Source organism: Pseudomonas sp. MYb60 (assembly GCF_002979555.1).
Classification (GTDB): domain Bacteria; phylum Pseudomonadota; class Gammaproteobacteria; order Pseudomonadales; family Pseudomonadaceae; genus Aquipseudomonas.
On record NZ_PCOZ01000032.1, the window covers coordinates 1 to 23,484 of the forward strand.

Sequence of the window (23,484 nt, forward strand, 5' to 3'; positions counted from 1 at the left end):
AGGACCCAAAGGGGGGGGGGTGGGTGCACCATCCAGGGGCGCCCACCGCCCTCCATTCAAGAACTCCTATCGTTTCGTCGCCAGTGCCGTGTCCATTGCGCTTTGGAACTCACGAACCCTGTTCGCTTTCACGATGTTGTCGGCGATCTTGTAGAACGGGAGGATGACCCGGTAGCCTGGCTCGCCATCACTGAAGATGAACACCGGCCGAACCGCATCCCCCCACGCCGTCTTCTTCCGCTCCCAAACACCTTGGGTGCCGTCGACTTCGCCGGCGAAATACTTCTGGGCATTGCCCTTACGCTTACTGCGTTTGCTTCCTGTGGCGTTGGCCTGCACACCACTGACAGTCTCGGCCGCACCAAGGCCCGACAGGATCTTCATGATCGTGCCGCGGGGAACGTTGCCGAACTGATTGAGTGCTGATGCTGCTGGCAGTGCGTACTGCCCTGGTTTCATGATCCCTTTTGCGATCAATGCTTTCTCAAAACGCTTATGAGGGCGGCGACCGCCCTTCACTGCCTGCTGCAGGTATGTGTCAGCGGGCACGCCTGATGTCCATGCGTCCTTAAAGAAGGTGCGGGCTTCAGGCTTACCCTTCGTGGCGGGCTTCACATAAAGGCTATTCAGTGTCGTTGTTGTCGGCCGATCAATACGCGCTTTCAACACCGACAGCTCGCCCTTCTTAACCAGCACGGCCAGGCGGGTAGCCATCAGCGCAAAGGCGAATGGCAGTTGTTTTTCACCTACCGTTCGAAGAGCCTTCGATAGCTCTTCGATGTTGGTTCGAGCATTGATCTGAAACATCTCGGCATGCCTATCTATATAGGGAAGCAGCGGTGTAAGCCGTCTGGCATGCGAAACCTGCTATTCGGCTTCGATCAAGCGCTTCTGCCAGCTTTCCCGCTTCTTCGTCAGCGCTTCTACGCAGGTCGGCAAGCAGAACGGTAAGGTCGGCTCTTGCCTTGCTTCCGCTGGCAACCTCGGCAGCGCAGGTGCGTCGACTGGCAAGGAGGTCGGTGATTTGTTGCTGCAGGCTGCGAGCCCGGCCATCAGCGACAACAACAGCAGCCTGGATGCTTTGGTTTTGAGTATGGGCATTGTCGGCGGCTCGGTTGACGTCATCGGTGACCTGACGCTGCAGGTTCAGGGTCTTGCTGAGTGATTTGGCCTTCGCGGTTGCGATGTCGCGCTCACCGGTCGCTTCGATCAGGTCTGACTTCGCACTCTGGAGCTGCAAGTACAGAACACCAAACGATGCGGCCACAGCCAGGACAATCCATACCCAAGCAGGGACCAGCTTCACCATGGCTATCACAATGGATTGTCCTTTCCTGATTCCCGACTACTGTCACAACCCATGCAGTGCTCGCAGTTCAGCGTCCGGCAGAGCCAGGCCTTCACTTGCTGCCAGTACGTGACCATGAAGATGTGGCGAGCACCGGCCATGGCCAGGGACACATGCAGCGTCAGGCCGGCAGTGGTCGGGCCGAAGAAGATGTTCTGACTGCGCGCCATTACAACGAAGCCGCTGATGGCGATCGCCGAATAGATCAGCTTCCCGAGGATGCCGTCCCTCACCTTACCGCTCAGTACGCACCAGGTCGCCCAGGCCGCAATAAGGCCGCAGGCGATGGAGTTGATCAGTTCAAGATTCATGGTGGATTGCCTCCCCCGAACCGCTGGCGGATAAGCGCCCAGAGGTCAGCGGCTTTGATGGCTCGGTTGATTGCTGCTAGGAGCGAGCCGCCGAACGTGCCAAGGAGAAAACCAATCCCCGCGACGATCTTTGGCTCGGTGACATTCAGATAGGCGCTGACCATGCTCGTCAGGTACAGCGAACAGGCAACCCCCGTGATCAAGAACACCATCCAGGCACGCCAGTCGGACAAGTCGTCCTTGTGCCACCAGCTCGCAACAACGGCCCCAATCAGACCCGCAATCAACAATTCGAACCTGTCGATCTTGTCGAGCAGGCGCTGTAGATACTCCATGCGCTCGACTCCGTGGGGCATGTTTGGAAATTGAATCAGCCCCATCAGCACTCCCGGCCATAGCAACGGGTGTGGTGGAGCCGAAAACGAAAAAGCCCCGGCGAATGCCGAGGCTCTGTTAACTGTAGAAAGCAAAAAGCCCAACTCAGGGTCGGGCTTTGCTCGCGGAAAAACCGCAAAGTAACGAGAAATCTATATGCAGGGACCGGGGCTGTCAAGCAGCCTGACGACGAATATCTAATGCCCCATCGATCCACGCAATTCCAGCCTTCCAGAGCCCGCGCGTCTTCTCCTCGCCGAACTTCATTTTCTTTCCAACCTCCATCAGCGACGTATCGCGACTGGTGTAGTACTTCATCAGTACCTGGCCGCATTCGGGGTAGCGCTTGAGCAGGCGCCCCATCAAGCCATCGATCATAAGCGCGTCGTCGTCGGTGATCATAGGCGACAGCACGGTGTTCTCCCGAGAGGCACAGCAGGACACACCTGAGCCCAGGACAACCCAGCGGCCCCAATGCTCGAGCAGATCCTCGGCTGTGCGTTCTTTGAACGTCGGTGTGAAGGCCATGATTCAATCCCCTGCTTGTGTATTGATGACGCGACGACCACCGCGAGCCAATATCTTGTCTTGGCACGAATGAATGGCCGTGCAGAACTCGCGCTGCTCCATTGGATGCTCTATAGGCAACTTCAGAAACTCATTCCAGGCCTCTGCCAGCAGCCCAACCACCACCGCTTCTTGATCGGTAACTCGAGCCTGATCTTCTGTAAATTTGATGCCCATGCTCAATCCCCTGTGTAGTTGGTGCCGCCGGCGCCGCGGCGGTTGTTCTCGTTGTATTGACGAGCAGGCCCCGCATCGACGCCCATTCCGGCCAAAGCGCGCTGAGCGGCTACCAACTGCTGCTGCACCTCCTTTAGCCTGACGTTTAGGACCTGGACGACATCCATCAATGGAAGCGTGGTAAGCGTTCTCCCGCAAACCCAGCCGGAGGCGTGACAGTTTTCACAGGTCATCTGATGGAAGACACCGGTGTAGATGCCGGTACCTCGGCAGACGCTGCACTCAACGATAAATTTCAGCTCTCGGCTCAACGCCGGCCCGTGAGACTTCTTCATTTGCCCCCCTTCAACCGAGCAGCGATCAGGCCGTCACATTCACGCGATTTGGGCGAGAACTGACCACAGGAGTAGCAAGACGATCGAGGGTATGGCAGGCCTTCGGCGGCCATGCGCTGGCGACACATCAGCGGCACATCGAATACGTCGACCTTCGCCATTGCTGCATCTATCACCTTGTCCAGGTCATGGACCCACGTACCGCTCGACGCGTGCACGATTTGGAGAGAGTGATTGCGGAACCACCGATAACGCTCGGCATCCTTGCGAAGCAACTCATCGGTAACCACCAAGACCGGCGAATACCGCATACGGGTGCGCGGCGAGAACTTGCGATAGCGGGAATCGCTAACACAGCGGATAAGCCCTATTCCTGGTGCGCATTGCCAATAGATCGACTTATTACCCAGTGCCTCGTTTTCAGCCTTGAGTTGATCACGCTGCTGAGCGACATTCTCCATCCCAGCCTTGTAGGTCATAGCAGCGCCTTCGGCCGTTCTTAGCCGCTCAGCCTCTTTGCGGAGCGCCTGGATTTCTGAGATCAGGGCCAGCACCGCGGTCGAGTTAGCGACGTCCATGAATTCCAGCTCTGCCTTGTCCCAGACCTCCGCAAGATCGTCTCCGCCGGATTTGCACAGCTCAGCAAACGTATTCTCGGCGGCCTCAGCCACGCGCTTCAGGTTGGCCAGGTCGGGAAATTGCGATTGATTGTCCATTTTTAAACCTCGCCTTTTATGGTTTCTGGATTTGGCTAGAGGCCGCGCCATTCAAGGCCTCGGCGTCATTGTGCGAATTTCCGTTTCTAGTCATGGTCGAGCGGTGAATGAGGTTGAAACCCTTCCCGTCTAGCCAGTCATGCCACTTAACCAACGCCTCGCGCTTGAGCAGTTCGGCCGAGGTGTGGATGTAGGTCTGCACGTTGCGGGTAAGCGTGTGGTTCACCAGCATCTCGCCGATCAGGAAGTCGACGCCCAGGTCAGTCCACCCGGTTCGGGCCACCTTGCGCAGGTCGTGACTCGTCCACTCACCCTTGCCCAAGCGCGTGAACACGGCGCACGCCTGGCTGTCACTGATCGGCCCACGGCCCCGCGCCGGGAACACGTAGGTGCCTTTGTAGCCTTTGGCCGACTGCCAGTCCCGATACCGCTCCAGCAGCGCGCACACCTGGTGGGTCAGTGGCAGGTGATGCTCGCAGCGGGTCTTTGTGTTCTCGGTGGGAATGAACCACTCGCCCTGCTCACCCAGGGTGAAGTGGGACCACTGCGCTTGCCTGGTCTCGCCGGCGCGGGTGCCGTGGCACAGCATCATCAGGGCCAGCATGCAGTCCTGGGGGTGCTGGTCGAAGCCGTCGGCCAGTTCACCTATCACTTCCTCGAGTTGGACGGCGCGCAGACGAGACGGCTTCGGCTGGATCCGGGCCTTGGTGAAGTCGGTGAACTTGAACCCGGCAATGGGGTTAGCTGCGATCAGGCGCAGCTTCTCGGCCTGGCGGAACGCGACCACCAGCACGCCCCACATCAGACGGACGTAGGACAGGGACATTTCAGCCTGCATCGGCCACATCACCAGCTTGTCGAGGGTGGAGCGGTCAACGTCTTCCACGGCGATATCGGCGAGCCGTGGCTTCAGGTGGCAGGAAATGATCGAGGTGTTGGTAGAGCGGCGCTTGGACGACAGACTGCGGTCAACGGCCTGACGGGCGGTGAACCAGTCCAGCAGCTCGCCAACGGTCTGCAACGTGCCGGCCGCGGCTGAAGCTTTGGGATCGCCGGCCAGGCGCTCGCGGATCTTCGGCAACGCGACGATCAAACCCTTCACAGGCAACTGAGGAAACCCGGCGATCTTGTCCCACTTGCCGCCCGACACCAGGTACCAGGTACCGCGCTCACGGTTTTGGTGGAAGCGGAAATACACACCAGGGTATCGAGCGTCACGCAGATCACGGACGGCGGTGTTGCCTGCCTGCCGGCGAATCTCCGCATCGGTAAACGAAGTGAGCATTGTCTGGGTCATGCGGCGGCCTTGGTTTGAGGTTGGAGAAGATAGGCCCGGATAGCCTCAATGGCGTCGACGTGCCCACGGCAGACGATGGCCAGATAACCCTGATCAGTCAGCGCCTGTAGGTATGCGTCTTGGGAGGGAGACACCGCAGCGTCATACGGCGCCCGGGCCTTGAATTCGATGTAGAGGCCGAAGTACCCGCCGCGGGCCATGGGCAGCACCAAGTCGGGCACACCGGCCTTCACGCCCTGCTCTTTCAGCTTCATCGCCACCAGCTTGTGCCGGTGCCCGCCGTTCGGTACGTGATAGATCAGCTTGGCGGCCGCCGGATAGCGCAGGCTTATTTCTTTGATCAGCGCGGCCTGCTCCAGGCCTTCACGGTCCACAGACTTGGCGCGCACGGGCTTCGGGCTGAACGGCTTCACGGCAGCCGGCTTCATCGACTTCACGCGCATACCCGCTCACCCGTAACGACATCGATCACTTCGAAGGTGGATGGCCACATTGCTGCCCCGAATTTCAGCGCTGCCGATGGATGCTCAAATAACGCGACAGCCCGGTCTGTCTTGTCAGTGAGTTCCCACTTGTAGCCGCAGCAGTGCACCGCATATCGATATGCAGACGGATCGGTCGGGGCCAAACGCGCATTGCTCATCAAAACCCGTCCTTTCCACGCTGCGACTCCCAGTCGAACGGGACAACGATGAGCCCACCCTCGCGCAACCGGTCAACGCACCTGTCCCCCATTGCGCGACCTAGCTCATCGGCTTTGAGGTTCGAGATGATCACCGTGGGAGCCTCTCGTTCGTAACGGCCGTTGATGATTGCAAACAGCGTGGTCAGCTCGAAGTCGCTGGGCTGCTCCTTGCTCACGCCGATTTCATCCAGCACCAAGAGGTCGGGACTGATCAAGCTCGCCAGGATGCTGCCTTCGGTCCTATCACTGCTCTTGTCATAGGTGCAGCGGATTGCTTGAAGAACCGCCCCAAACGTCCGGTATACGGCCGTGCGGGAGGACTTGTGTAGAAGCTCATTGGCCATGGCCACACCCAGATGAGTCTTGCCTGTTCCCGGCTTCCCGATCAGCACCATGCAGCGCCCGGCATCCCGGATCTGGTCGAACGTAGCGACGTAGTGACGGCAAAATTTCAGTGCCCGTCGCTGCCCCTCATGCTCGTCCTGGTAGTTATCCAGGGTTCGGCTCAGGAAGCGTTTCGGTATCAGGGCGTCTCCGAGCTTGCGGGCCAAGGAAAGCCTCAACTGATACGACTCTTCTGCCTTGGCGCTCGCCTCTCGATCTGCTGCGATGGCTCGCAGACACTCAGGGCACCCGCCCTTGAGCTCACGCCCGAGGATAACGGTCACCTTCTGGTCAAATTGCCCGTGCTTCTCACATTCGGCGGGCTGAGTACGGATCGGCAATACGCCGTCTGAAATCGATACGACTTTCTCAGAGCGCATAGGAACCGTCCTCTCGCTGTACCAGGCCGTCCGTGTAGTCTCGATCAGCGAAACCTGTGTGACGTGATGGTGCGTCCTTCTTCACGAATGGGCGGACGTTGCTGTCTCGGTTCTTGTCGTCTTTCACCCACCGCACCAGCAGCGAAACCCATTTGGCCTGGGGCTGCAGCAGGCCCGTGATTTCGTGGTGAGCAGTGAACGGGGCGACCGCCTCCTTGGTGAACAGGTCCGTAGTGACTCCGAAGTGAACGCAGTAGGCTTTGAGCAAATCAGCATCTGGCATCCAATCCAGCGTCATCTCGACCGGGGACTTTGGGTCAACAGCAGGCCCAGGTTCTTCCGGCGGCAAGTCTTCTACGGCACCGCCCATGTCACTGCCGGCAGCCGGAGTTTCTTCGCCTGCGTTGAGAGAGTGGTGTTGATCTTGATTCGGTGAATCAGGAATCAGGAATCCACAATCAGGAATCAGGGCGTTATCTAACGGTGGATTAACTGGCTCTAACGGTTCTTTAACGTTAAAAGACTGAGCAGCAACGGGAACCTTCCGTTGTGAGCCAGCAATGACAACGTTACCTTTACGTTCGTAAACAGTGAGATAGCCGTTAGCGTCAGGTAGCGAGCTATCCTTTTCGGTGCCGTGTGGGCTCTGATGCTTTTGGAAGTTGATGATCTCGATAACTGAGAAACCGGCAACCTGGTATCGAGAGATGAAGCCGGCGGCAGCGAGGCGAGACAACCCTGTGTCGACGTCATAGTCGTCACATGGAAACAGCTCGATCTTGATTCGCTTTACGCGATCTTCGAGGCGACCTTCCCGATCCGCCAAGCACCAAAGACCAATGAAGGCAAGGCGGTCAAACGCAGGAAGCTCAACCAGCAATTCGTTGCTGAAAAGCCCTGGCTTGATATTGCGTGCGCGGGCCATTAGCGGGCACTCCCGGCAATTTGCTCAATCTCTTCGAAATGAAACTGGTGTCGCGACACGCTTTTAGAAGCGTCAAAACGTGTCGAGACAGCAGGGGTATTGCCAGGGTTAGCTGTCGTGTTCATAATGGCCCCACAAGTTTTATTGCTGTCGAAAGGACCGCCCTGCCAGGCGGTTTTTTTATGCCTGCGATTCAGGCGGCCTTCAGCGATTCGCGCAGGATGTGCAGCGCTTCGATTGCTTCCTGAATGGCTTTCTCGCCCTGGGCTTTTTCGTGCTGGCTGATGTGGTTGTCAGCGGCGGCGTCGAAGATCAAGCGCCCAACATCCCCGCACTCGGCGGACAGATGCCCGAGAGCAACCATCAACGGTTTGGCTGCCGGCTTCTCTCGGGCAACCAGGTCGTAGCCAAACTTGTCAGCGAGTGAAATCAGCGCGCGCATGTCGCCGGTGTGCAGCAGAACGCCAAACAGATGCTCGATGGTCAGGTGGTGGGCCGAGTTATCCGGGTTCGAGCGCTGCAGCAGGCTCACGTGCGAGAGGCACATCTTCCCGGCAAGCTCTTCTGCCCCACTTTCCTTGATGGTGGTGTGGCAAGCCCTCAAGAAATCTTCCATTCGTAAAACCTCAAATTTGTTTCCGTGGTAGCGGCCGCCAGGTCCGGCGATCATTCGCTCAACAGATCAATGACAAGGACGCCTTATGCAGCGGTTTTCTTTTTGTCGGCCTTCAATTGGCCGTCAGTTACAAGTTCAAGCTGGTATTGACGTAGCTCAGGGATCTCTTCGCCCCACTGCCGGACTGCCTCGTATGTGATGCCGAGCGCTTTGGCTAGGGGGGCGATCCCTTTGAAATGGTTAATTGCGTCGGCACGGTTCATGGCTGACTCCTTTGGGTATACGGCAATTCAAGCATGCTTGTGTTTACTAAGCAAGCATGCTTGCCAAGCTAACTTGTAGATTGCTTGCATGAAAATTACTGATCGGATTGCGAAACTTGTCCTGGCGCGAAAGCCTGAGATCGGGCCGCGAGGATTCAAAAGAGATATAGCGACCACCTGCGGGGTCAGCTACGAAGCTGTTCGTCAGTGGTTTGCCGGTGATACCGGCAACATAAAGAACGAAAATCTGGTAGCGATCGCTGAAGGCTATGACACGACGGTAGATTGGCTGCTATCAGGCAAAGGTGAGCCGCCAAGCCGGAAGGCCGCGGATACTCCAAAAGCTGGTAATTATTCTTCGGCGGACCTGGTCAAGCAGATGCTCGCGAAGCACGGCCGGGGCTTATCGGATGAGGCGAGAGCACGAATCGCCGAAGTGGTAGAAGATGTGGCGCTTGAGTCGAAGTCGACCAATGTAGTGAAAGTCGACTTCACCAGGGCGGGCCAAGTCGGTGACGAAGTATGGATTGCCCACTACGACGTGCGCGCAGCGATGGGCGGCGGGCAGATCCCGCACGAATACCCCGAAATGCTCCAGGACATCAGGGTCAGCCCCAAGCATCTGCGCGACCTGGGCGTCACCTTCAAAGAGCACTTCCACCTAAAGATGATCACCGGGTGGGGGCAGTCAATGGCACCGACGATCAAAGACCGCGACCCGCTGCTCGTGGACATCACGATCAGGGAGTTCACTGGCGACGGTATCTACCTCTTCTCCCACGACGACATGCTTTACGTGAAGCGCTTGCAGAAGAAAGGCAAGGATCGATTTAAGATGATCTCCGACAATAAGCATCATGATCCCGAGGATATCCGAGTCGATGACACGTATATCTTGGCTAGGGTGCTTCTGGTATGGAACGCTCACTTGGTCTGATGAGCTTTCCTGCCCGTTCTTAGTAGTCGTGTGCCCTACGCTATTTTGAACCGTTCTGAAATTAAGATTCACACCCAAAAGGATTTGCCAGATGACAGATGACGATATACCGATCGAAGCTACCACCAGTGATGAATCGGCAGAGCCTGTAATACTTCCAAAATACGTCTCATCACACTACCTGGTGAAATTTGATGAGATGATTCGGTTCATGACCAGTCACTTCTCCTCTACTGTTTGCCCGCAGTGCCAGAAAGACGATGGCTGGAGCATTGACATGGAAGACCCGGACCCAGCCAGGGTCGGAAATGAAATCCTACAGGTCTTCCGACTTCCTCATGCCTCAAATGCTAAGAATTTCAAAACAGCGTTTCTTATGTCATGCAACGCGTGCGGCTCAGTTAGATTCATCATGGCGGATCACGTGAAAGATTGGTTAAAAGCAAATCCGGTAGAGAAAAAATGAGTTCTGACTGGGGAAGCAAAATTGCGAAAATTCGGCCCGACATAGATGCGGCCTCTGGCACCGCAGTAGACGCGACGCAGAAATTAGATCATCCTAAAGCCATGAGTAACGATACCGAATACAGGCATGAATTGAAGCTTCGCGACGATCAGCTTCGCCGGGAGATCGAGCTGCGCGAGCAGTCATTTCGCTCCGAGCAAGGTGTCCGAGACAAAGCGCTTGATGAGCGCCTAGGCAGGATGGAAGATTCTGTTTCTGATGCCACCAAAGAAATCAAAGACTTCAAGCTTTGGATGGCAGGCATAGGCGTGGCGGTGGTTTTGGCTATCATGGGCGCTAACTACACGCTTATAGGTAGTGCTCAGGGAATATTCGATGGCGGGAAAAGTTCCCTGCAGTCGCAGCAGCGTATTGAGAAACTCATCGAAGAGTCTCAATTACAAGCAAAGCAAAATAGAGAGCTTCTTGAGTCAATTCAAGCCAGCCAGATTGCTACACCTAAAGCTCAAAAATAGTCCTTGTTCTGAAAGAAAAACCCGCCAATGGCGGGTTTTTTTGTCCGTCAAAAAGGCGCCGCCTCTTCTTCCTGCTCAAACTCAACCTCGCCCCTACCCGCTACTTCAACCTCCTGCTGCTCCCATCTCACCGTTACGCTGCCGTCATCATTGAGCGTCAGCTCAATCTCGTCGGTTTCGGCTATCACCCCTAGAACCTCTTCCCACTCTTTATCCCCGTCCGTATCCAGGCGATGAATCGTCACCCAGCGCTGCGCCTGCGCAACTGGGTGGTTGATCATCGATGACACCCTCAATCCCAGCCGTTCCATACCCGTCATTTCTGCCCGTGCCGAGCCTGTCGGGCTTCCCTTCTGCTTAGCCATAACCACCTCCCAAGAATGCTGTACATACATACAGTAGGCAAAATAAACACAAGCGTGCTTGCATTCAAATCACAAGCATGCTTTTATAAATGCAAGCCGACTTGTGCTTTCTCCACAAGCACAGAACGCCCACCGCTCTTTAACAGCCAGCGCAACAAACAACAGACCGTATTGCCTCTACCGGCGACCGGCGAGCAGACAGGCCCGAAAGCCTGCCAACGACAGGGAAAACCTTGTACGGCTGCTCGATGGTGAAATGCCAGAACCGAGTGAGTGACCCGGCAAGCAATGCGCCCCGCGAATCCCAGCGGCAAAAAGGGAGAGACACCGAATCGAATTAGCGGTCCCGATAGCCTCGGCTGGGACTGCTGGACCTCATGCACCCTGCCCACTTAACCGGGCAAACGAGCTGCAGCGTGCATGTTGTAGGGACCTGTGATCCAAGGCGAACAGATGCTGATTGACGCCTAGGGGAGGAAGCTCACCGCCAACCAACGAAGACGACCGGCCAAACCCTGCAATCAGCGGCGGGTGACTGGCCAACATCGCTGATGCAATACCCCGGTCTGTCGCCAGTAGCGAGACCGGGATTTCGCCGATAGGTCTTCGAAAAAGGGCCTGACGGGAAATCAACCCAGCGCAAGAGGAATTACCATGTTAGGCAAATTGTTCGGCAAGAAATCCGGCCAGGCCCGTGCAGCAGTCGCCAAGCTAGCAAACCGCGACCTGATGGAAGCGGTGGTTTACGGCTCGATCTACGTTGCGGCCGCCGATGGCGAGTTGGAAGAAAGCGAGCTGCAGAAGATCGAAACCATCCTCAGCAACAACCCAGCGCTCCAGGGCTTCGGCGCTGAGCTCTCCAACACCATCGACCGCGCCAAGACCGACTTCAAGTCGGGTGCCCGCATCCTGCGCCAGAACGCCGAGAAAGAACTGGGCGACCTGGCCCACTCCCCGGCCGAAGCGCTGACCGTACTCAACGTCATGCTGACGGTGGCCGAGGCGGACGGCGAGATCGAGCCGGCCGAACTGACCGCGCTGGAGCGCAGCGCCAAGCTTCTCGGCCTGAACCTGAAAGACCACCTGTAATGCCAGGGGTCACAGAGTTGGTGAAACGCCTTCGGGCGCTTTTCATCGTCGCTCTGCTCATCGGCGTAGTGCTGATCGATTCAGTTTCTCGAATCATCAGCATGTGCGCCGACGGGTTCCTTGCAGTGCTGATCCTGCTTCTGATCTGGCCGCTGATCAAACAACGCTGAGCATCACCTCTGTCCATTCGTTGAGTCGGCTTTGGGATGCGAACGAAATCGCGGCCTATAACCGCCCACCTGCATGCAACACCCATAGAAAACGGTGGCCACTGCCAACCCAGTGAGCGAACAACGGAGGATTTGCAGCCATGTGAACTTCAAACCCAGGCGCTCAACCGCCACCCCTGCGTGACATAGGGAGGTCTATGTTTCGCAACGAAAAGCCCAGTCCCTACTGGGCTTTTTTACGGGTCGCCTTTATCCGTCAGCCCCCTCCCCTGCGCCCAACGGCAACCAGCAGGCGGTCAGGTAGCTGACGAATGAACGCAACCCCATCGAGGTATCCACCATGCACCCATCAATCAAACAGCGCGTCGACGGGGTTGCGGCTCTGCACATTCGCTCCCGCATCGCCACCGCCGACTTCTACACCCTGATCGGCAAGGAGCAGCCCGTGCAAAAGATTCGCTTCCAGATCAAGACGGCAGGCAAGGCGTACCACATCGTGGAGCTCGCCACCGGCAAGGTGAAGGGCTTCCGCTGGACGTGGAAGGAAGCCAGCAACTTCGCCCAGACCCTGGAATCTCGTGCGGACGGCGTGAAGGTGGCGCTCTCAGGCGGTGCGCAGTGATCGGCGTTCCGATGCCCGATCCGCGGGATTCGATCATCACCAACCTGAATCAGCAGATGGAGGCCTTCTTCGGCGCCGGCAATGTGATTCAGGAGATCGCCCAGGGCGTGAGCGGTGAGAAGGCCGGTAGCTACGGCGGCGGTCACAGCAACAAGCTGCGCGCCGAACGCGACAAGATCGCGCCACGCCTGAAGCAGCTGGTCGACTCCGGCTCATCCCTGTACGACGCCTGCGACGCACTTGGGATCGACTACAGACGTGCACGGCTCATTGCCCGTGAGAACGACTTCAAGATCCCCAGCGCGCCATGAAACGCATCAACAACCAGGTGCGCCAGCGCCTTCGCCAATCTCAATTCAACCTCCCACCTAGCGGCCTGCAGGCCATACCGGAGAAACAGCCATGTCCACCGCAACCAACACCGCCGAATTCCTCGAAGAACTGAATGGCGGCGCCTTCGCCAGCCAGATCGGTCACGCCCTTTCCGAAGTTGCCTCTGGTGTCGTTGACCACGGCAAAGCCGGCAAGCTGGTTATCACCCTGGACTTCAGCCAGATCGGCGAATCCAGCCAAGTGAAGATCAAGCACAAACTCGACTACAAGGTGCCGACCAAGCGCGGCACCCGCAGCGAGAACACCAGCCTGGACACGCCGATGCACGTCGGCTCGGGCGGCAAGATCACCCTGTTCGCTGAAAAGCACGACCAGCTCTTCACCCGCGAAGAAGCCCCAATCAAGCCTCGCACCTAAATCCCCCGCAAAAGGATCTGACGAATGTCCATGACCAAAGAAGCAGTACAGCTGATCACCGATACAGCCCTGCAAGCCGCAGGCAAGACTCTGGCAACTCAAACGCCCACCGTAGTGCTACCCGATAACTGCCAGGTGGTCACCCTCGAAAAATGGCAGGCTGGCCGTAGCCGCTTCCGCGGCATTTACTCCACCCACTCGCTGGCCGACTTCAGCGCCTACGTCGCCGACCGTGCGATCGCCTCCGCCAAGGGTTTCATCGATCAGGATGAAATGACCTGCACACTGCTTTTCAACCTGGGCACCGACGTAGAGCCGGGCCACGCGGATGACCGCGCCGTTCTGAAGCTCAAGGCATCGGCCGGCTATAAGGCAGCGCAATCCATCGGCGGCCGGTCCATGACGCAGAAGGATCTGAGCGACTGGATCGAGGACTGGCACCAGTATCTGACGCCGGTAGATGACGAAGGCAAAGCGATTCCAGTGGCCAAGGCCATCGCCGCGGTACGCACCATCACGGTCAAAGCCAGCAGCGAATCCGAAACCACCGTCGGCGACACCAGCGCCAGCCGCAGCGCCATGGATCAAATCGAAGCGCGCAGCAAAGAAACGCTGCCGGCCGCCCTGCTGTTTAGTGTGATCCCGTTCGAGGGCCTGACCGAGCAGCAGATCAACCTGCGCATTTCAGTGATTACTAGCGGCGCAGTGCCGGCGCTGAAACTGCGTTGGGTTGGGGAGGAAGTTCAGCGCGAGGACATCGCACAGGAATTCAAGACGGTTCTTCAAGAGAAAATCGGCACTAACGCATTGCTCTCCCTCGGTTCCTTTGATCCAAAATAAAAATCATATTGTGCCGGTTTTCGGAGTAGCCGCTCTCAACAGGTTCAAACAGGCCTCTCTTACTTTGGGGGCCTGTTCCTGAAGCTGTCCCACAAGGCTCGCGCGGTTCTCTACAGCTCCGAGTCCACTATTATCGAGAGCAAAAATCAAAGCTGTAAGCTGGGTTCGCAAAACATGAATCTGTTCATTTCTTTGGATATCTAAATCATCATCAAAATTTGAATTAATCCTATTAAGCATACGAGTAAAAGTTACTGAAATAATATTATCCGTCTTAACCACCCAAACATCTTTATCCACCACGCTCAACACAGAATCTGAGTATTCTTTCGCAATAAAATATAGCCTAGCGGCCTGGGCGACCGATTTTTCATCAGCAATTTTTTTTGCTAGCTCGATCTGGTGACGACTCTGCCTGCTCGCAATATAAATTGCGGAAAATATTGCAACGACTGAACCAACCGCCTGAGTCCATGCAGCTGCATCACCGCTAGTTGACTTAGATATAAAAACTAGTGCCACGATCACCAGCAGCGCGCTAATTAAAACTAAAAACGACACCCACAAAGACTTAGCAACAAAGCATAAAGCTGCTTTTAATACTTTCTTCATGTCCAACCCCCGATTAATCAATGCACTCTTCGAGCTCACTTCAACTAGTCGCAATAGTTGAAAACACTTATGCAAATCGCCAATCTCTAAAGCCCTGGCCGGACTAAAAGCATCGCTATATCACCGTACGCCCAAATCAACGAGCCAGCTATGGCAAGCCAGAATATGAATCTTTTAATCCAATTCAATGGCCTCATAAAAACCAGGCGAAGGCTGCTGATCTCCTTGGAGCCTAACCCCCTAGGAGATAGTCGCTCAATAGCGCTTGCCGCTTGCTCTTGCGCTGCGAATGCAAATACCGCAGTAACAGCTCCGCTGCGCATGAACCAATCTGGAGCACTACGGCCATCTGGCATTAACACGCCAAACCAAGCCGTGACAGGCGTAATCAAAGCCAGAACAGCCAGAACTATCGCAAGGGCCAACCCCGGAATAATGGCCCATTGCGTCATCGGTATATAGCCAGTTGTTGGTGGCACTTCTTTAGACATTCCCAGACCCCAATTTCTAGCGCCGCAATATACAAGCGAGGATACCCCATGTCCGCACAACAGAAGAAACCCCCCTTCGATTTCAAAACCCAATACGGTCTCGGCTTCAACCCTCAGGACGATGAGATCGTTGTCGATTTCTTTTGTGGTGGTGGCGGCGCCGGTACCGGCCTGGAAATGGGCCTGGGCCGCGCTGTGAACGTCGCGAAGAACCACAGCCCGCAAGCGATCAGCATGCACACCGTGAATCACCCGGGCGCCCGGCACTTCACCACCGACGTGTTTGAAGGTGACCCGGACACCGAATGCGGCGGCAAGGCCGTGGGCTGGTTTCACATGTCGCCGGACTGCACCCACCACAGCCAGGCTGCCGGCGGCCAGCCGCGCAAGCGCGAGATCCGGAACCTTTCATGGATCGGCCTCAAGTGGGCAGGTATGAAGCGACCCCGGGTGATCAGCCTGGAGAACGTGAAACAGATCTTGCAGTGGGGCCGACTGATCGCCAAGCGCGACAAGGCCACGGGCCGTGTGGTGAAACTCGGCGGGGAAGTGGCAGCACCTGGTGAAGTTGTGCCGGTGGGCCAGCAGTTCCTGATCCCCGACCCGAAGCAGCGCGGACGTACCTGGCGGCGCCTCGTGGCTCTGCTCGAAGGCATGGGCTATGTGGTGGAGTGGAAGGTGATCAAGGCGTGCGACTTCGGCGCTCCGACCAGCCGGGAACGCCTGTTCATGATCGCCCGGTGCGACGGCCAGCCGATCGTGTGGCCGGAGGCGACTCACACCAAGAACCCCGCCAAGGGCCAGCAGAAGTGGAAAACAGCCGCTGACTGCATCGACTTCACCGACCTGGGCAAAAGCATCTTCGGTCGCAAGAAGGACCTGGCCCCGGCCACCCTGCGCCGCGTTGCCAAGGGCATGAAGAAGTTTGTCATCGATAGCGCGACGCCGTTCATTGTGCCAATCGCCAACTGGTCGGGAGAGACCGTGCAATCGGCCGGCGAGCCGCTGCGCACAATCACCTCCTACCCGAAGGGCGGCGCCTTCAGCGTGGTCAGCCCAATCATCGCGCCGGCAACGCACCAGGGCAGCGACCGGATTAACGACCCACTCGAACCGCTGCCAACGGTGACCTGCGCGAACCGTGGCGAGCTGACGCTGATCAGTCCTACGTTGATTCAGTCGGGCTACGGTGAGCGCCCCGGGCAGGAGCCACGAGTGCCAGGTCTGGATCAACCACTGGGCACCTTGGTCGCCGGCGGCGTGAAGCACGCTCTGGCAGCCGCGCACCTGGTGAAGTTTCGCTTCAATGACGCGGGCAAGGCGCTGGATGAGCCACTGCCCACCATCACCAGCGGCGGTAACTATCAGCGTCCGGCGGGGGCCGCTCACGCTATGGGGATATCCACGGTGTTCATGGCCCAAATGAATGGCGGCTTCAACACCACCGACGCCAAGAGCATCGAAGACCCGATGACCACGGTGACCAACACCGGCAGCCAGCAGCAACTGGCGACGGCGCACTTGGTGCACATGCGCGGCAACTGTGATGCACGGGACGCAAATGACCCGCTGCACACCATCAGCGCCGGCGGCCAGCACCACGGGTTGGTCAGCGCATTCATGGAACGAGCTTTCGGCGGCAGCATTGGCCAGGGCCTGGATGATCCAGCGCCGACAATCACGGCCGGCGGCGGCGGCAAGAGCTCGCTGGTGTCGCTCACCCTCTCGCCAGAGCATGAAGCGGGGGCCCTGCGGGTTGCCGCCTTCCTGATCAGCTACTACGGCACCGAGAACATCAGCGCTTGCGATGCGCCCGCGCCGACCATCACCACCAAGGACCGGCTCGCAATGGTCACCGTGATGGTGAAGGGCACCCCCTACGTGATCGTCGACATCTGCCTACGGATGCTGAAGCCGTCCGAACTGTACAAGGCCCAGGGCTTCCCGGCCGACTACATCATCAGCCACGGCGCCGACGGCAAGCCGTTCACCAAGACTCAGCAGGTGCACATGTGCGGCAACAGCGTCAGCCCGCCGCCAATGGCTGCGCTGGCACGCGCCAACGACCCATGGCGCGCCGAGCAACGCCAAGCACACGCCGCATAACCACCTCACTCCACCGCCCGGGCATGGCCCGGCAAGGACTCCCCGTGATCAATCTCTTCTGGCGCCTAATCGCCAAGCTGCTTGCGCGCCCGGCTGTTGCCGCCTGGCTCATCGCCCGCGCCCAGTGCACCCCGTACCTTCACATCATGTCAGCCGACGGCACCGAGATGTACATGGGCCGCTGGTGGCTGTTCAACCCCTACGACCGGGACAGTCATCGGTCGCGGCTCTGGTGGTGCCCGTGGTCAGTGCGGATCCACCACATCAAGCGGCCAGACCGTGATCGCGACCTGCACGACCACCCTTGGAACGCGCGAACGATCATTCTGAGCGGCGGCTATACGGAGCAGCGCCTGCTCGACCACGAGGATCCCGTTTTGTCGGGGCTCAACGTTCCGGCGTCAGCGCAGGCTACCGAGTACATCGACCGAGTGCCGGGCGATACCGCCTCACTGCATTACGGCGAGTACCACCGGATCGACAGCGTTGCGGAGGGCGGGGCCTTTACCTTGTTTATCAGCGGTCCATACCAGGGAACCTGGGGTTTTCTGGTCAACGGGGTGAAGGTGCCATGGCGCACCTACACCAGCACTGACAACTAATTGGAGATCACATGATGCGTAACATCAAAACGCGGGATGGCTTCGAGTTCTGGGACAAGCTGAACGCCTTGCCACGCTACGCCTTCCTCCTGTCCCCGTCCGGAAAGTCGGTGCAGAAGTTTGAAGACCAAGCCATGGGCAACTGGATCGATGTGCACGAGGCGCAAAAGGTTGTTGATCAGGCTCAAGATCGGATCAACGAACTGGTGGAAGAGCTGGCAGCTGTAAGGCTTGGCCCCTGCAGGATGATCGTCGGAGACGAATTGCCATGACCCACAAATCCTACCGCCTTGACCCGAACGTGCGCGCCATCACCGACCTGGTGAGCGACGAGCAGATGCACGGGTCGTTCCAGGGCACCAACTTCGGCCACGATGACTTTCGTGGGCTGCTGGCCCAGGGATGTATCAAAGCTCTGGCCGGCTGGCACCAGGGGCACACGCTGACGAGCATCCTTGAAGAGCTGCGACTGATCACCTGGAACCGCCAGGTTGGCAAAATCAAGGTTACGGCCAAAGGACGGCACTACATTTGGCTCGCCTTCAAAGGACGTCCAGGCGTTTAACTCCCCTCCTACTCCCGGCACCACCCCGGAAAATCTTCACGGCGCCCAGAGAATCTTAACTCTCGGCCATCTCCCTCACTTTTTATTAACTCAAAGTCGGCCGCTATAGCGGCAAGGACGAAGTCATGCCTGAAGAAATCAAATTGATACAGCCAGCCCCGGTCGTGCGCGATGAATACGGCATGTTCGCTCACCCCGATATGCCCGACTTTGATGAGGGAGACGGAGACAAGGTTAAAGCCTGGGTTGCCGAGCAGGCGCTGGAAGTGGCCATGGTCTTCCTCGAATACCACAGCGACCAAGCGGTCTCTGAGCGCTATTTCGAAGCTGGTGACCCGGACTGCAGCTACTGGGAGCCGGACCGGCCTGATGGCGAAGGCTGGTTCTGCCTGGCCATTCACGACACCGACGACGGCCCGGTCTGCTGGTGGGCCCGCCGGGAGGTGACGCCATGATCGCCACCCTCTGGTTCGCCTACGTCTTCATCTACAAGGGGTCAAGGCCATGAGAGAGCCAACAGGAGAATTTTACTCAGGTGCGCAAGCTGCAGAGCACGCAAAAGAATGGTGCAAGAAAAATCCGGCGTGGCGGCGCATCTGTGATATCCCCGATCACACCGCATTCGAAAAAACCTACGATGAAATTCCGAAAAGAGAGCGCGCCTACTGGGATGAGAATGGCGGCGAATCGATGTGGCGTGAATATGGATCAGCCCCAACAAAAGTTCCTACTGGATTCATTTCTGGCAAGGGCGAGTTTTTCGAAAGCGTCTATCAGGTCCCGCTCTATCACAACATGATGATGGTTTTTCGCGTTGGGAGGCGCTGGAAGCCATGAGCGCGCCACCTCTGATCAGCAGCCAGCGATATCTGAACCGCGATGTCATCGCCAAAAAGGCAGGCACATTCAAAGTATTCGTGGTCAGGACAGTCACCCTTGAGATTCGTAGCAAGCACTATCGCGTTCTACTGGACGGCCACCACAATCTTGCAGCCGCCCGCCTCGTTGGCGTAGAGCCGACCTGGAAAGGGCCGCCCGCGAAGTTTGAGCGGATCATGAGGAGCATGTCAGCTGACAGCTTCGCAGCCTTCATGATCAATAACCTGACCGACAGCGACTGGTATTTCCATGATACCGGCGAAGTGGTTGCTGACCTTCTCGCGCCACAACTCTAACCCCAATCCCCCTACATGCCTGCCGGTGAGCGGCGGGCGAGGTATTCCCATGTCTGAGAAAACTGTTAAAGCCATCATGGAACAAGCCCAGGTATTCGCCAGCAGTTGGTCAATGGTGGGCGGGCCGTTCGCCGCCGACGACCAGCTCGAGCGCGCCGAAGATGAAAAACTGGAGCTGGAGAAGCTCGTCAAAGGCGCGCTGGAGGGCTCAGTAGGCGCGCCGCAGGATGTCGGCGAGATGATCGAAGCGCTGCTTGCCTGGCATAAACGCCAGACCGATCAACTGCAGATCATTACCGACAACTCAAAAGAAGGCACGACCCTCTCCCTGGGCGTCGATGATCCAGTCGAGATCATGCTGACAAAAGATATGGCCAAAGGCTTGCGCATCGGGCTCGTCCTGGCAATGGATCGCCTTGGCAAACTGCCCATCAGCGTCAGCCATGGCGACGTTGAAGATCCTGACTCCGACGACGAATAACCACTCCCACCTTCTGCCGCCCAGCGCGGCGCGGAGCATCATCATGGCAAAAGTCCTGGCCCAGATTACGGTCAAGCTGCCGCGCCTCATGGAGGCCGGCGAATACAGGAAGTTGCGGTATGTCGGCGGAAAGCCGAGCCTACAGCAGTTGAAAAAATGGATCGAGGAAGGCGAAGTGATCGGAGAGGTAAAAGGCGGGATGTATTTCGTCGATGTGCAGGCGGCGGTCATGGGATCGAATGACCCGCTGCTGGCCAAGATGCTGGAGCTCGGGTGATGGCTGCCCGGCCCCGCACGCTGCAAAACAGAAAGCTACCGCCAAACCTCTACCCGAACGGGAAATATTGGCGGTATCGCAACCCGGTCACGGGCGTGATGACCAGCATCAACCGCCCACTGGAGGAGGCAATCAAGCTGGCCCGGGCGGCCAACCTCAAGTTCGCGGAGCTGGTCGTCGATGACGGCTCGCTGCTGGCCGTACTGACAGGCGACCGCCTACCAATCGTGAGCAATCTGCTGACACGCTTCGAAGAGGAATGGCTGCCGGATCGTTCATACGCCGCGAGAACCCTGGAGGAAATCAAGTTCAAGCTCGAGCGGTACCGGCAGGATCTGGGCGACCGCCTGATTGGGCAGTTGGATGTGCTGGCCATGGCCGAGTACCTGGACAACTTCAGCAACAACGCCTACACGAAGCACCGCGGGCTTTGGGTGCAGATCTTCGCGTTCGCGGTGGCCAAGGGTCTGGCTGAGCGCAACAACGCCGAACTGACCCTGGTGAAGAAAGAGGCGGAGAAGAAGCGCCAGCGCCACACGCTCGACGGATTGAAGATGATCATCGATGCCGCGACAACCCCGCCATGGCTGAAGCGGGCAATCCGCCTGGCCCTGGCCAGTCTTCAGCGCCGGGACGACATCGTCACCTGGTTGAAGTCAGCCGCCGACATGGAGAAGAACACGCTCACCGTGTCGCCGGGGAAAACCCAAGGCTACGAAAACCCTGTGCACCTGAAGATCACCATGGGCGCTGCGCTGCGTGAGGTTGTCGGGGAGTGCCTGCGATCGCCGCTCGCATCGCCATACCTGATCCACTACAAGCCCAAGGCCCGCCGGCGGGAACAGATCGACGCCAAGGAACACTGGACATCCGTGACCCCGGACTACCTGACCAAGGAGTTCAGCAAGGCCAGGGACGCCGCACACGCCTACGACCATGTGCCGGCCGGCGAGCGCCCCACTTTTCACGAGATCCGCGCATTGGGCGCCTGGCTGTACGAGCAGCAGAAATTCCCACAGGAGTACATCCAGGCGCTGATGGGCCACGCGGACGAGAAGATGACGAAGCACTATCAGGAGGGGCACGACGAAAAGAAGATCGAGTACCTGGAGGTGGGCGCCGAATTGGCGTTCTGAGGTGGGAGTTTTGCAAAAGTTTTGCAAAAGTTTTGCAAATCGCAGACAACAAAAAAGGGCCCACCTTTCGGTGAGCCCTTCTAGACCGCCCAGCAGAGCGGATTTTGTTTGGTAGGCGCGATTGGACTCGAACCAACGACCCCCACCATGTCAAGGTGGTGCTCTAACCAACTGAGCTACGTGCCTGCTGTGAGGCGGCATTCTACGGAATTCCGGAGGGGTGTCAACATCTTTTTTGCAGCTAACCCTATGAATATGCGAATTTTTTATTTGCGGCGCGGATGCCGGTGATTTTCGGGTGGCTGGCAGCCGATTTTCAACTCAGGTAGGATCAGGCCACTCGTAAAAAATATAAAACAGAGGTTCCAGGATGGCGAACACCCCCTACCCCCAGTCGTATTACGCCGCTTCCGCGAATGCCGTGCCGCCTCGTCCTTCATTGCAAGGCGAAGTCGACACCGACGTGTGCGTGATCGGCGCCGGCTATACGGGCTTGTCCAGCGCCTTGTTCTTGCTGGAGAGCGGTTTTCGCGTGACGGTACTGGAAGCCGCCAAAGTCGGCTTTGGCGCCTCGGGCCGAAATGGCGGGCAGATCGTCAACAGCTACAGCCGTGATATCGATGTGATCGAGCGTAGCGTCGGCCCCAGGCAAGCGCAATTGCTCGGTGACATGGCGTTTGAAGGCAGCAAGATCATTCGCGAGCGCGTGGCCAAGTATCAGATCCAGTGCGACCTGAAGAACGGGGGCGTGTTCGCCGCCCTCAACAGCAAGCACATGGGCCACCTGGAGTCGCAGAAGCGCCTGTGGGAACGCTACGGCCATACCCAGCTGGAACTGCTGGACGAGCGCCGTATCCGTGAGGTGGTGGCCTGTGACAACTATGTTGGCGGCCTGCTGGACATGAGCGGCGGGCACATCCACCCGCTCAACCTGGCGCTGGGCGAAGCGGCGGCTGTGGAATCCCTGGGCGGCACGATCTACGAGCAATCGGCGGCGGTGCGTATCGAGCGCGGCGCCAACCCGGTCGTGCATACGGCTGAAGGCAAGGTCAGGGCCAAGTTCATCATCGTCGCAGGCAACGCCTACCTGGGTAACCTGGTGCCAGAGCTGGCAGCCAAGTCAATGCCGTGCGGCACCCAGGTGATCACCACGGCACCCCTGGGCGATGAGCTGGCCAACACGCTGCTGCCCCAGGATTATTGCGTCGAAGACTGTAACTATTTGCTCGACTACTACCGCCTTACCCACGACAAGCGTCTGATTTTCGGCGGCGGCGTGGTGTATGGCGCGCGGGATCCGGCCAACATCGAAGCGATCATCCGGCCAAAGATGCTCAAGGCCTTCCCGCAGCTCAAGGACGTGAAGATCGACTACGCCTGGACAGGCAATTTCCTGCTGACCCTGTCACGCCTGCCGCAAGTGGGCCGTCTGGGTGACAACATCTACTACTCGCAGGGCTGCAGCGGCCATGGCGTGACGTACACGCACCTGGCGGGCAAGGTGCTAGCTGAGGCGCTGCGCGGCCAGGCAGAGCGTTTTGATGCGTTTGCCGGCCTGCCGCACTACCCGTTCCCGGGCGGGCAATTGCTGCGCACCCCGTTTGCGGCACTGGGGGCCTGGTATTACGGGCTACGGGATAAGTTGGGGTTTTAACCCGATCAAACTGTGGGAGCGGGAAAGCCCGCTCCCACAGTTTTGACCCAGGTGGTCCCTGGACCAAATCGCAGACACAAAAAACCCCGATCTTTCGACCAGGGTCTTTGCTATCGGATCAAAGTAGCCAGAGGCTTGCTTTGCGCTTCAAGGCGTTCAGTGGGCCTTGAGGCAGATATGGCGCAGCGGACGGGACTCGAACCCGCGACCCCCGGCGTGACAGGCCGGTATTCTAACCGACTGAACTACCGC

At 58.0% G+C, this 23,484-nt stretch carries 38 protein-coding genes and 1 tRNA gene; 20 read left to right on the plus strand and 19 right to left on the minus strand.

The window, feature by feature from the left end:
- Positions 1-66: 66 nt before the first annotated feature.
- The 15 genes from CQ041_RS25435 to CQ041_RS25505 all read right to left on the minus strand — a co-directional run bounded on the left by CQ041_RS25435 (position 67) and on the right by CQ041_RS25505 (position 8,379).
- The gene (locus CQ041_RS25435) at positions 67-807 is read right to left on the minus strand and encodes a hypothetical protein (RefSeq protein WP_105525146.1); all 741 of its coding nucleotides are present in this window, start codon (positions 805-807) and stop codon (positions 67-69) included.
- 10 nt (positions 808-817) lie between these two features.
- Entirely contained in the window at positions 818-1,309 is a 492-nt protein-coding gene (locus tag CQ041_RS25440) for a DUF2514 family protein (RefSeq protein WP_146116099.1), read from the minus strand.
- Positions 1,310-1,314: 5 nt separating this feature from the next.
- Positions 1,315-1,659, minus strand: coding sequence for a hypothetical protein (locus CQ041_RS25445; protein WP_105525148.1), 345 nt, complete (start codon positions 1,657-1,659; stop codon positions 1,315-1,317).
- Positions 1,656-1,994, minus strand: coding sequence for a hypothetical protein (locus tag CQ041_RS25450; protein WP_010211438.1), 339 nt, complete (start codon positions 1,992-1,994; stop codon positions 1,656-1,658). The genes CQ041_RS25445 and CQ041_RS25450 overlap by 4 nt, the downstream gene beginning before the upstream one ends.
- A 214-nt stretch (positions 1,995-2,208) precedes the next feature.
- Entirely contained in the window at positions 2,209-2,562 is a 354-nt protein-coding gene (locus CQ041_RS25455) for an antiterminator Q family protein (RefSeq protein WP_105525149.1), read from the minus strand.
- A gap of 3 nt (positions 2,563-2,565) precedes the next feature.
- Positions 2,566-2,778 carry a hypothetical protein gene (locus CQ041_RS25460; RefSeq protein WP_105525150.1) on the minus strand — a complete coding sequence of 71 codons (213 nt, stop codon included), beginning with the start codon at positions 2,776-2,778 and terminating at the stop codon, positions 2,566-2,568.
- 2 nt (positions 2,779-2,780) lie between these two features.
- Complete coding sequence (locus tag CQ041_RS25465) at positions 2,781-3,113, minus strand: hypothetical protein (RefSeq protein WP_105525151.1); 333 nt, start codon at positions 3,111-3,113, stop codon at positions 2,781-2,783.
- A complete protein-coding gene (locus CQ041_RS25470) occupies positions 3,110-3,829 on the minus strand; it encodes a hypothetical protein (protein ID WP_105525152.1) in 720 nt (239 codons plus the stop codon). The genes CQ041_RS25465 and CQ041_RS25470 overlap by 4 nt, the downstream gene beginning before the upstream one ends.
- A gap of 16 nt (positions 3,830-3,845) precedes the next feature.
- The gene (locus CQ041_RS25475; protein WP_105525153.1) at positions 3,846-5,126 is read right to left on the minus strand and encodes a tyrosine-type recombinase/integrase; all 1,281 of its coding nucleotides are present in this window, start codon (positions 5,124-5,126) and stop codon (positions 3,846-3,848) included.
- Positions 5,123-5,554, minus strand: coding sequence for a VRR-NUC domain-containing protein (locus tag CQ041_RS25480; RefSeq protein WP_105525179.1), 432 nt, complete (start codon positions 5,552-5,554; stop codon positions 5,123-5,125). Before CQ041_RS25480 ends, CQ041_RS25475 begins: the two co-directional genes overlap by 4 nt.
- Positions 5,555-5,559: 5 nt before the next feature.
- A complete protein-coding gene (locus CQ041_RS25485; protein ID WP_105525154.1) occupies positions 5,560-5,769 on the minus strand; it encodes a hypothetical protein in 210 nt (69 codons plus the stop codon).
- A complete protein-coding gene (locus tag CQ041_RS25490) occupies positions 5,769-6,575 on the minus strand; it encodes an ATP-binding protein (protein WP_105525155.1) in 807 nt (268 codons plus the stop codon). The genes CQ041_RS25485 and CQ041_RS25490 overlap by 1 nt, the downstream gene beginning before the upstream one ends.
- Complete coding sequence (locus tag CQ041_RS25495) at positions 6,565-7,500, minus strand: DnaT-like ssDNA-binding domain-containing protein (protein WP_105525156.1); 936 nt, start codon at positions 7,498-7,500, stop codon at positions 6,565-6,567. The genes CQ041_RS25490 and CQ041_RS25495 overlap by 11 nt, the downstream gene beginning before the upstream one ends.
- 193 nt (positions 7,501-7,693) lie before the next feature.
- On the minus strand, positions 7,694-8,170 hold the full coding sequence (locus tag CQ041_RS25500; RefSeq protein ID WP_371923045.1) for a phage regulatory CII family protein: 477 nt from the start codon (positions 8,168-8,170) through the stop codon (positions 7,694-7,696).
- A gap of 29 nt (positions 8,171-8,199) precedes the next feature.
- On the minus strand, positions 8,200-8,379 hold the full coding sequence (locus tag CQ041_RS25505) for a Cro/CI family transcriptional regulator (protein ID WP_044275252.1): 180 nt from the start codon (positions 8,377-8,379) through the stop codon (positions 8,200-8,202).
- Positions 8,380-8,467: 88 nt separating this feature from the next.
- Between CQ041_RS25505 and CQ041_RS25510 the strand changes: the two genes are divergently transcribed.
- The 3 genes from CQ041_RS25510 to CQ041_RS25520 all read left to right on the plus strand — a co-directional run bounded on the left by CQ041_RS25510 (position 8,468) and on the right by CQ041_RS25520 (position 10,297).
- Entirely contained in the window at positions 8,468-9,316 is an 849-nt protein-coding gene (locus CQ041_RS25510) for an XRE family transcriptional regulator (RefSeq protein ID WP_105525158.1), read from the plus strand.
- Between the two features lie 91 nt (positions 9,317-9,407).
- Positions 9,408-9,782 carry a hypothetical protein gene (locus tag CQ041_RS25515; protein ID WP_105525159.1) on the plus strand — a complete coding sequence of 125 codons (375 nt, stop codon included), beginning with the start codon at positions 9,408-9,410 and terminating at the stop codon, positions 9,780-9,782.
- Complete coding sequence (locus CQ041_RS25520) at positions 9,779-10,297, plus strand: hypothetical protein (RefSeq protein ID WP_105525160.1); 519 nt, start codon at positions 9,779-9,781, stop codon at positions 10,295-10,297. The genes CQ041_RS25515 and CQ041_RS25520 overlap by 4 nt, the downstream gene beginning before the upstream one ends.
- Positions 10,298-10,344: 47 nt before the next feature.
- On the opposite strand, the gene CQ041_RS25525 is transcribed toward CQ041_RS25520, so the two are convergent.
- The gene (locus tag CQ041_RS25525) at positions 10,345-10,662 is read right to left on the minus strand and encodes a DUF1654 domain-containing protein (protein ID WP_105525161.1); all 318 of its coding nucleotides are present in this window, start codon (positions 10,660-10,662) and stop codon (positions 10,345-10,347) included.
- Between the two features lie 654 nt (positions 10,663-11,316).
- On the opposite strand from CQ041_RS25525, the gene CQ041_RS25530 reads away from it, so the two are divergent.
- The 6 genes from CQ041_RS25530 to CQ041_RS25550 all read left to right on the plus strand — a co-directional run bounded on the left by CQ041_RS25530 (position 11,317) and on the right by CQ041_RS25550 (position 14,133).
- Positions 11,317-11,751, plus strand: a complete 435-nt coding sequence (locus tag CQ041_RS25530) for a tellurite resistance TerB family protein (RefSeq protein ID WP_105525162.1) — start codon at positions 11,317-11,319, stop codon at positions 11,749-11,751.
- 20 nt (positions 11,752-11,771) lie between these two features.
- Entirely contained in the window at positions 11,772-11,921 is a 150-nt protein-coding gene (locus CQ041_RS26435; RefSeq protein ID WP_218276522.1) for a DUF3927 family protein, read from the plus strand.
- Between the two features lie 340 nt (positions 11,922-12,261).
- Positions 12,262-12,543, plus strand: coding sequence for a hypothetical protein (locus CQ041_RS25535; protein WP_105525163.1), 282 nt, complete (start codon positions 12,262-12,264; stop codon positions 12,541-12,543).
- Positions 12,540-12,854, plus strand: a complete 315-nt coding sequence (locus CQ041_RS25540) for a hypothetical protein (RefSeq protein WP_105525164.1) — start codon at positions 12,540-12,542, stop codon at positions 12,852-12,854. The genes CQ041_RS25535 and CQ041_RS25540 overlap by 4 nt, the downstream gene beginning before the upstream one ends.
- Positions 12,855-12,945: 91 nt before the next feature.
- On the plus strand, positions 12,946-13,293 hold the full coding sequence (locus CQ041_RS25545) for a hypothetical protein (RefSeq protein ID WP_033901780.1): 348 nt from the start codon (positions 12,946-12,948) through the stop codon (positions 13,291-13,293).
- 24 nt (positions 13,294-13,317) lie between these two features.
- A complete protein-coding gene (locus CQ041_RS25550) occupies positions 13,318-14,133 on the plus strand; it encodes a DUF2303 family protein (RefSeq protein WP_105525165.1) in 816 nt (271 codons plus the stop codon).
- 3 nt (positions 14,134-14,136) lie between these two features.
- Here the strand turns inward: CQ041_RS25550 and CQ041_RS25555 are convergent, their stop codons facing one another.
- Together CQ041_RS25555 and CQ041_RS25560 are read right to left on the minus strand one after the other, a co-directional pair.
- The gene (locus tag CQ041_RS25555) at positions 14,137-14,745 is read right to left on the minus strand and encodes a hypothetical protein (protein WP_105525166.1); all 609 of its coding nucleotides are present in this window, start codon (positions 14,743-14,745) and stop codon (positions 14,137-14,139) included.
- An 86-nt stretch (positions 14,746-14,831) separates the two neighbouring features.
- Positions 14,832-15,236: a hypothetical protein gene (locus CQ041_RS25560; RefSeq protein ID WP_146116100.1), complete on the minus strand. Its 405-nt coding sequence runs from the start codon at positions 15,234-15,236 to the stop codon at positions 14,832-14,834.
- A gap of 48 nt (positions 15,237-15,284) precedes the next feature.
- Here CQ041_RS25560 and CQ041_RS25565 point away from each other — a divergent pair, with 48 nt between their 5' ends.
- The 10 genes from CQ041_RS25565 (at position 15,285) to CQ041_RS25610 (ending at position 21,578) form a co-directional block, all read left to right on the plus strand.
- Positions 15,285-17,342, plus strand: coding sequence for a DNA cytosine methyltransferase (locus CQ041_RS25565; protein WP_105525168.1), 2,058 nt, complete (start codon positions 15,285-15,287; stop codon positions 17,340-17,342).
- Between the two features lie 44 nt (positions 17,343-17,386).
- Complete coding sequence (locus CQ041_RS25570) at positions 17,387-17,944, plus strand: hypothetical protein (protein WP_105525169.1); 558 nt, start codon at positions 17,387-17,389, stop codon at positions 17,942-17,944.
- Between the two features lie 11 nt (positions 17,945-17,955).
- Complete coding sequence (locus CQ041_RS25575) at positions 17,956-18,216, plus strand: hypothetical protein (RefSeq protein ID WP_105525170.1); 261 nt, start codon at positions 17,956-17,958, stop codon at positions 18,214-18,216.
- A complete protein-coding gene (locus CQ041_RS25580) occupies positions 18,213-18,509 on the plus strand; it encodes a hypothetical protein (protein ID WP_105525171.1) in 297 nt (98 codons plus the stop codon). Before CQ041_RS25575 ends, CQ041_RS25580 begins: the two co-directional genes overlap by 4 nt.
- Before the next feature lie 125 nt (positions 18,510-18,634).
- Positions 18,635-18,964, plus strand: a complete 330-nt coding sequence (locus CQ041_RS25585) for a hypothetical protein (protein ID WP_105525172.1) — start codon at positions 18,635-18,637, stop codon at positions 18,962-18,964.
- A gap of 49 nt (positions 18,965-19,013) precedes the next feature.
- On the plus strand, positions 19,014-19,346 hold the full coding sequence (locus CQ041_RS25590; RefSeq protein ID WP_105525173.1) for a hypothetical protein: 333 nt from the start codon (positions 19,014-19,016) through the stop codon (positions 19,344-19,346).
- The gene (locus tag CQ041_RS25595) at positions 19,343-19,684 is read left to right on the plus strand and encodes a hypothetical protein (protein ID WP_105525174.1); all 342 of its coding nucleotides are present in this window, start codon (positions 19,343-19,345) and stop codon (positions 19,682-19,684) included. Before CQ041_RS25590 ends, CQ041_RS25595 begins: the two co-directional genes overlap by 4 nt.
- A gap of 49 nt (positions 19,685-19,733) precedes the next feature.
- Positions 19,734-20,165, plus strand: coding sequence for a hypothetical protein (locus CQ041_RS25600; protein WP_105525175.1), 432 nt, complete (start codon positions 19,734-19,736; stop codon positions 20,163-20,165).
- A gap of 43 nt (positions 20,166-20,208) precedes the next feature.
- Positions 20,209-20,442 (plus strand): hypothetical protein, encoded by a 234-nt coding sequence (locus tag CQ041_RS25605; protein ID WP_105525176.1) that lies wholly within the window; start codon positions 20,209-20,211, stop codon positions 20,440-20,442.
- Positions 20,442-21,578, plus strand: a complete 1,137-nt coding sequence (locus CQ041_RS25610; RefSeq protein WP_105525177.1) for a tyrosine-type recombinase/integrase — start codon at positions 20,442-20,444, stop codon at positions 21,576-21,578. Before CQ041_RS25605 ends, CQ041_RS25610 begins: the two co-directional genes overlap by 1 nt.
- Before the next feature lie 109 nt (positions 21,579-21,687).
- Here CQ041_RS25610 and CQ041_RS25615 read toward each other — a convergent pair.
- A tRNA-Val gene (locus tag CQ041_RS25615) sits at positions 21,688-21,764 on the minus strand.
- Positions 21,765-21,948: 184 nt separating this feature from the next.
- On the opposite strand from CQ041_RS25615, the gene CQ041_RS25620 reads away from it, so the two are divergent.
- Positions 21,949-23,232 (plus strand): FAD-binding oxidoreductase, encoded by a 1,284-nt coding sequence (locus tag CQ041_RS25620; protein ID WP_105525178.1) that lies wholly within the window; start codon positions 21,949-21,951, stop codon positions 23,230-23,232.
- Positions 23,233-23,484: the final 252 nt, after the last annotated feature.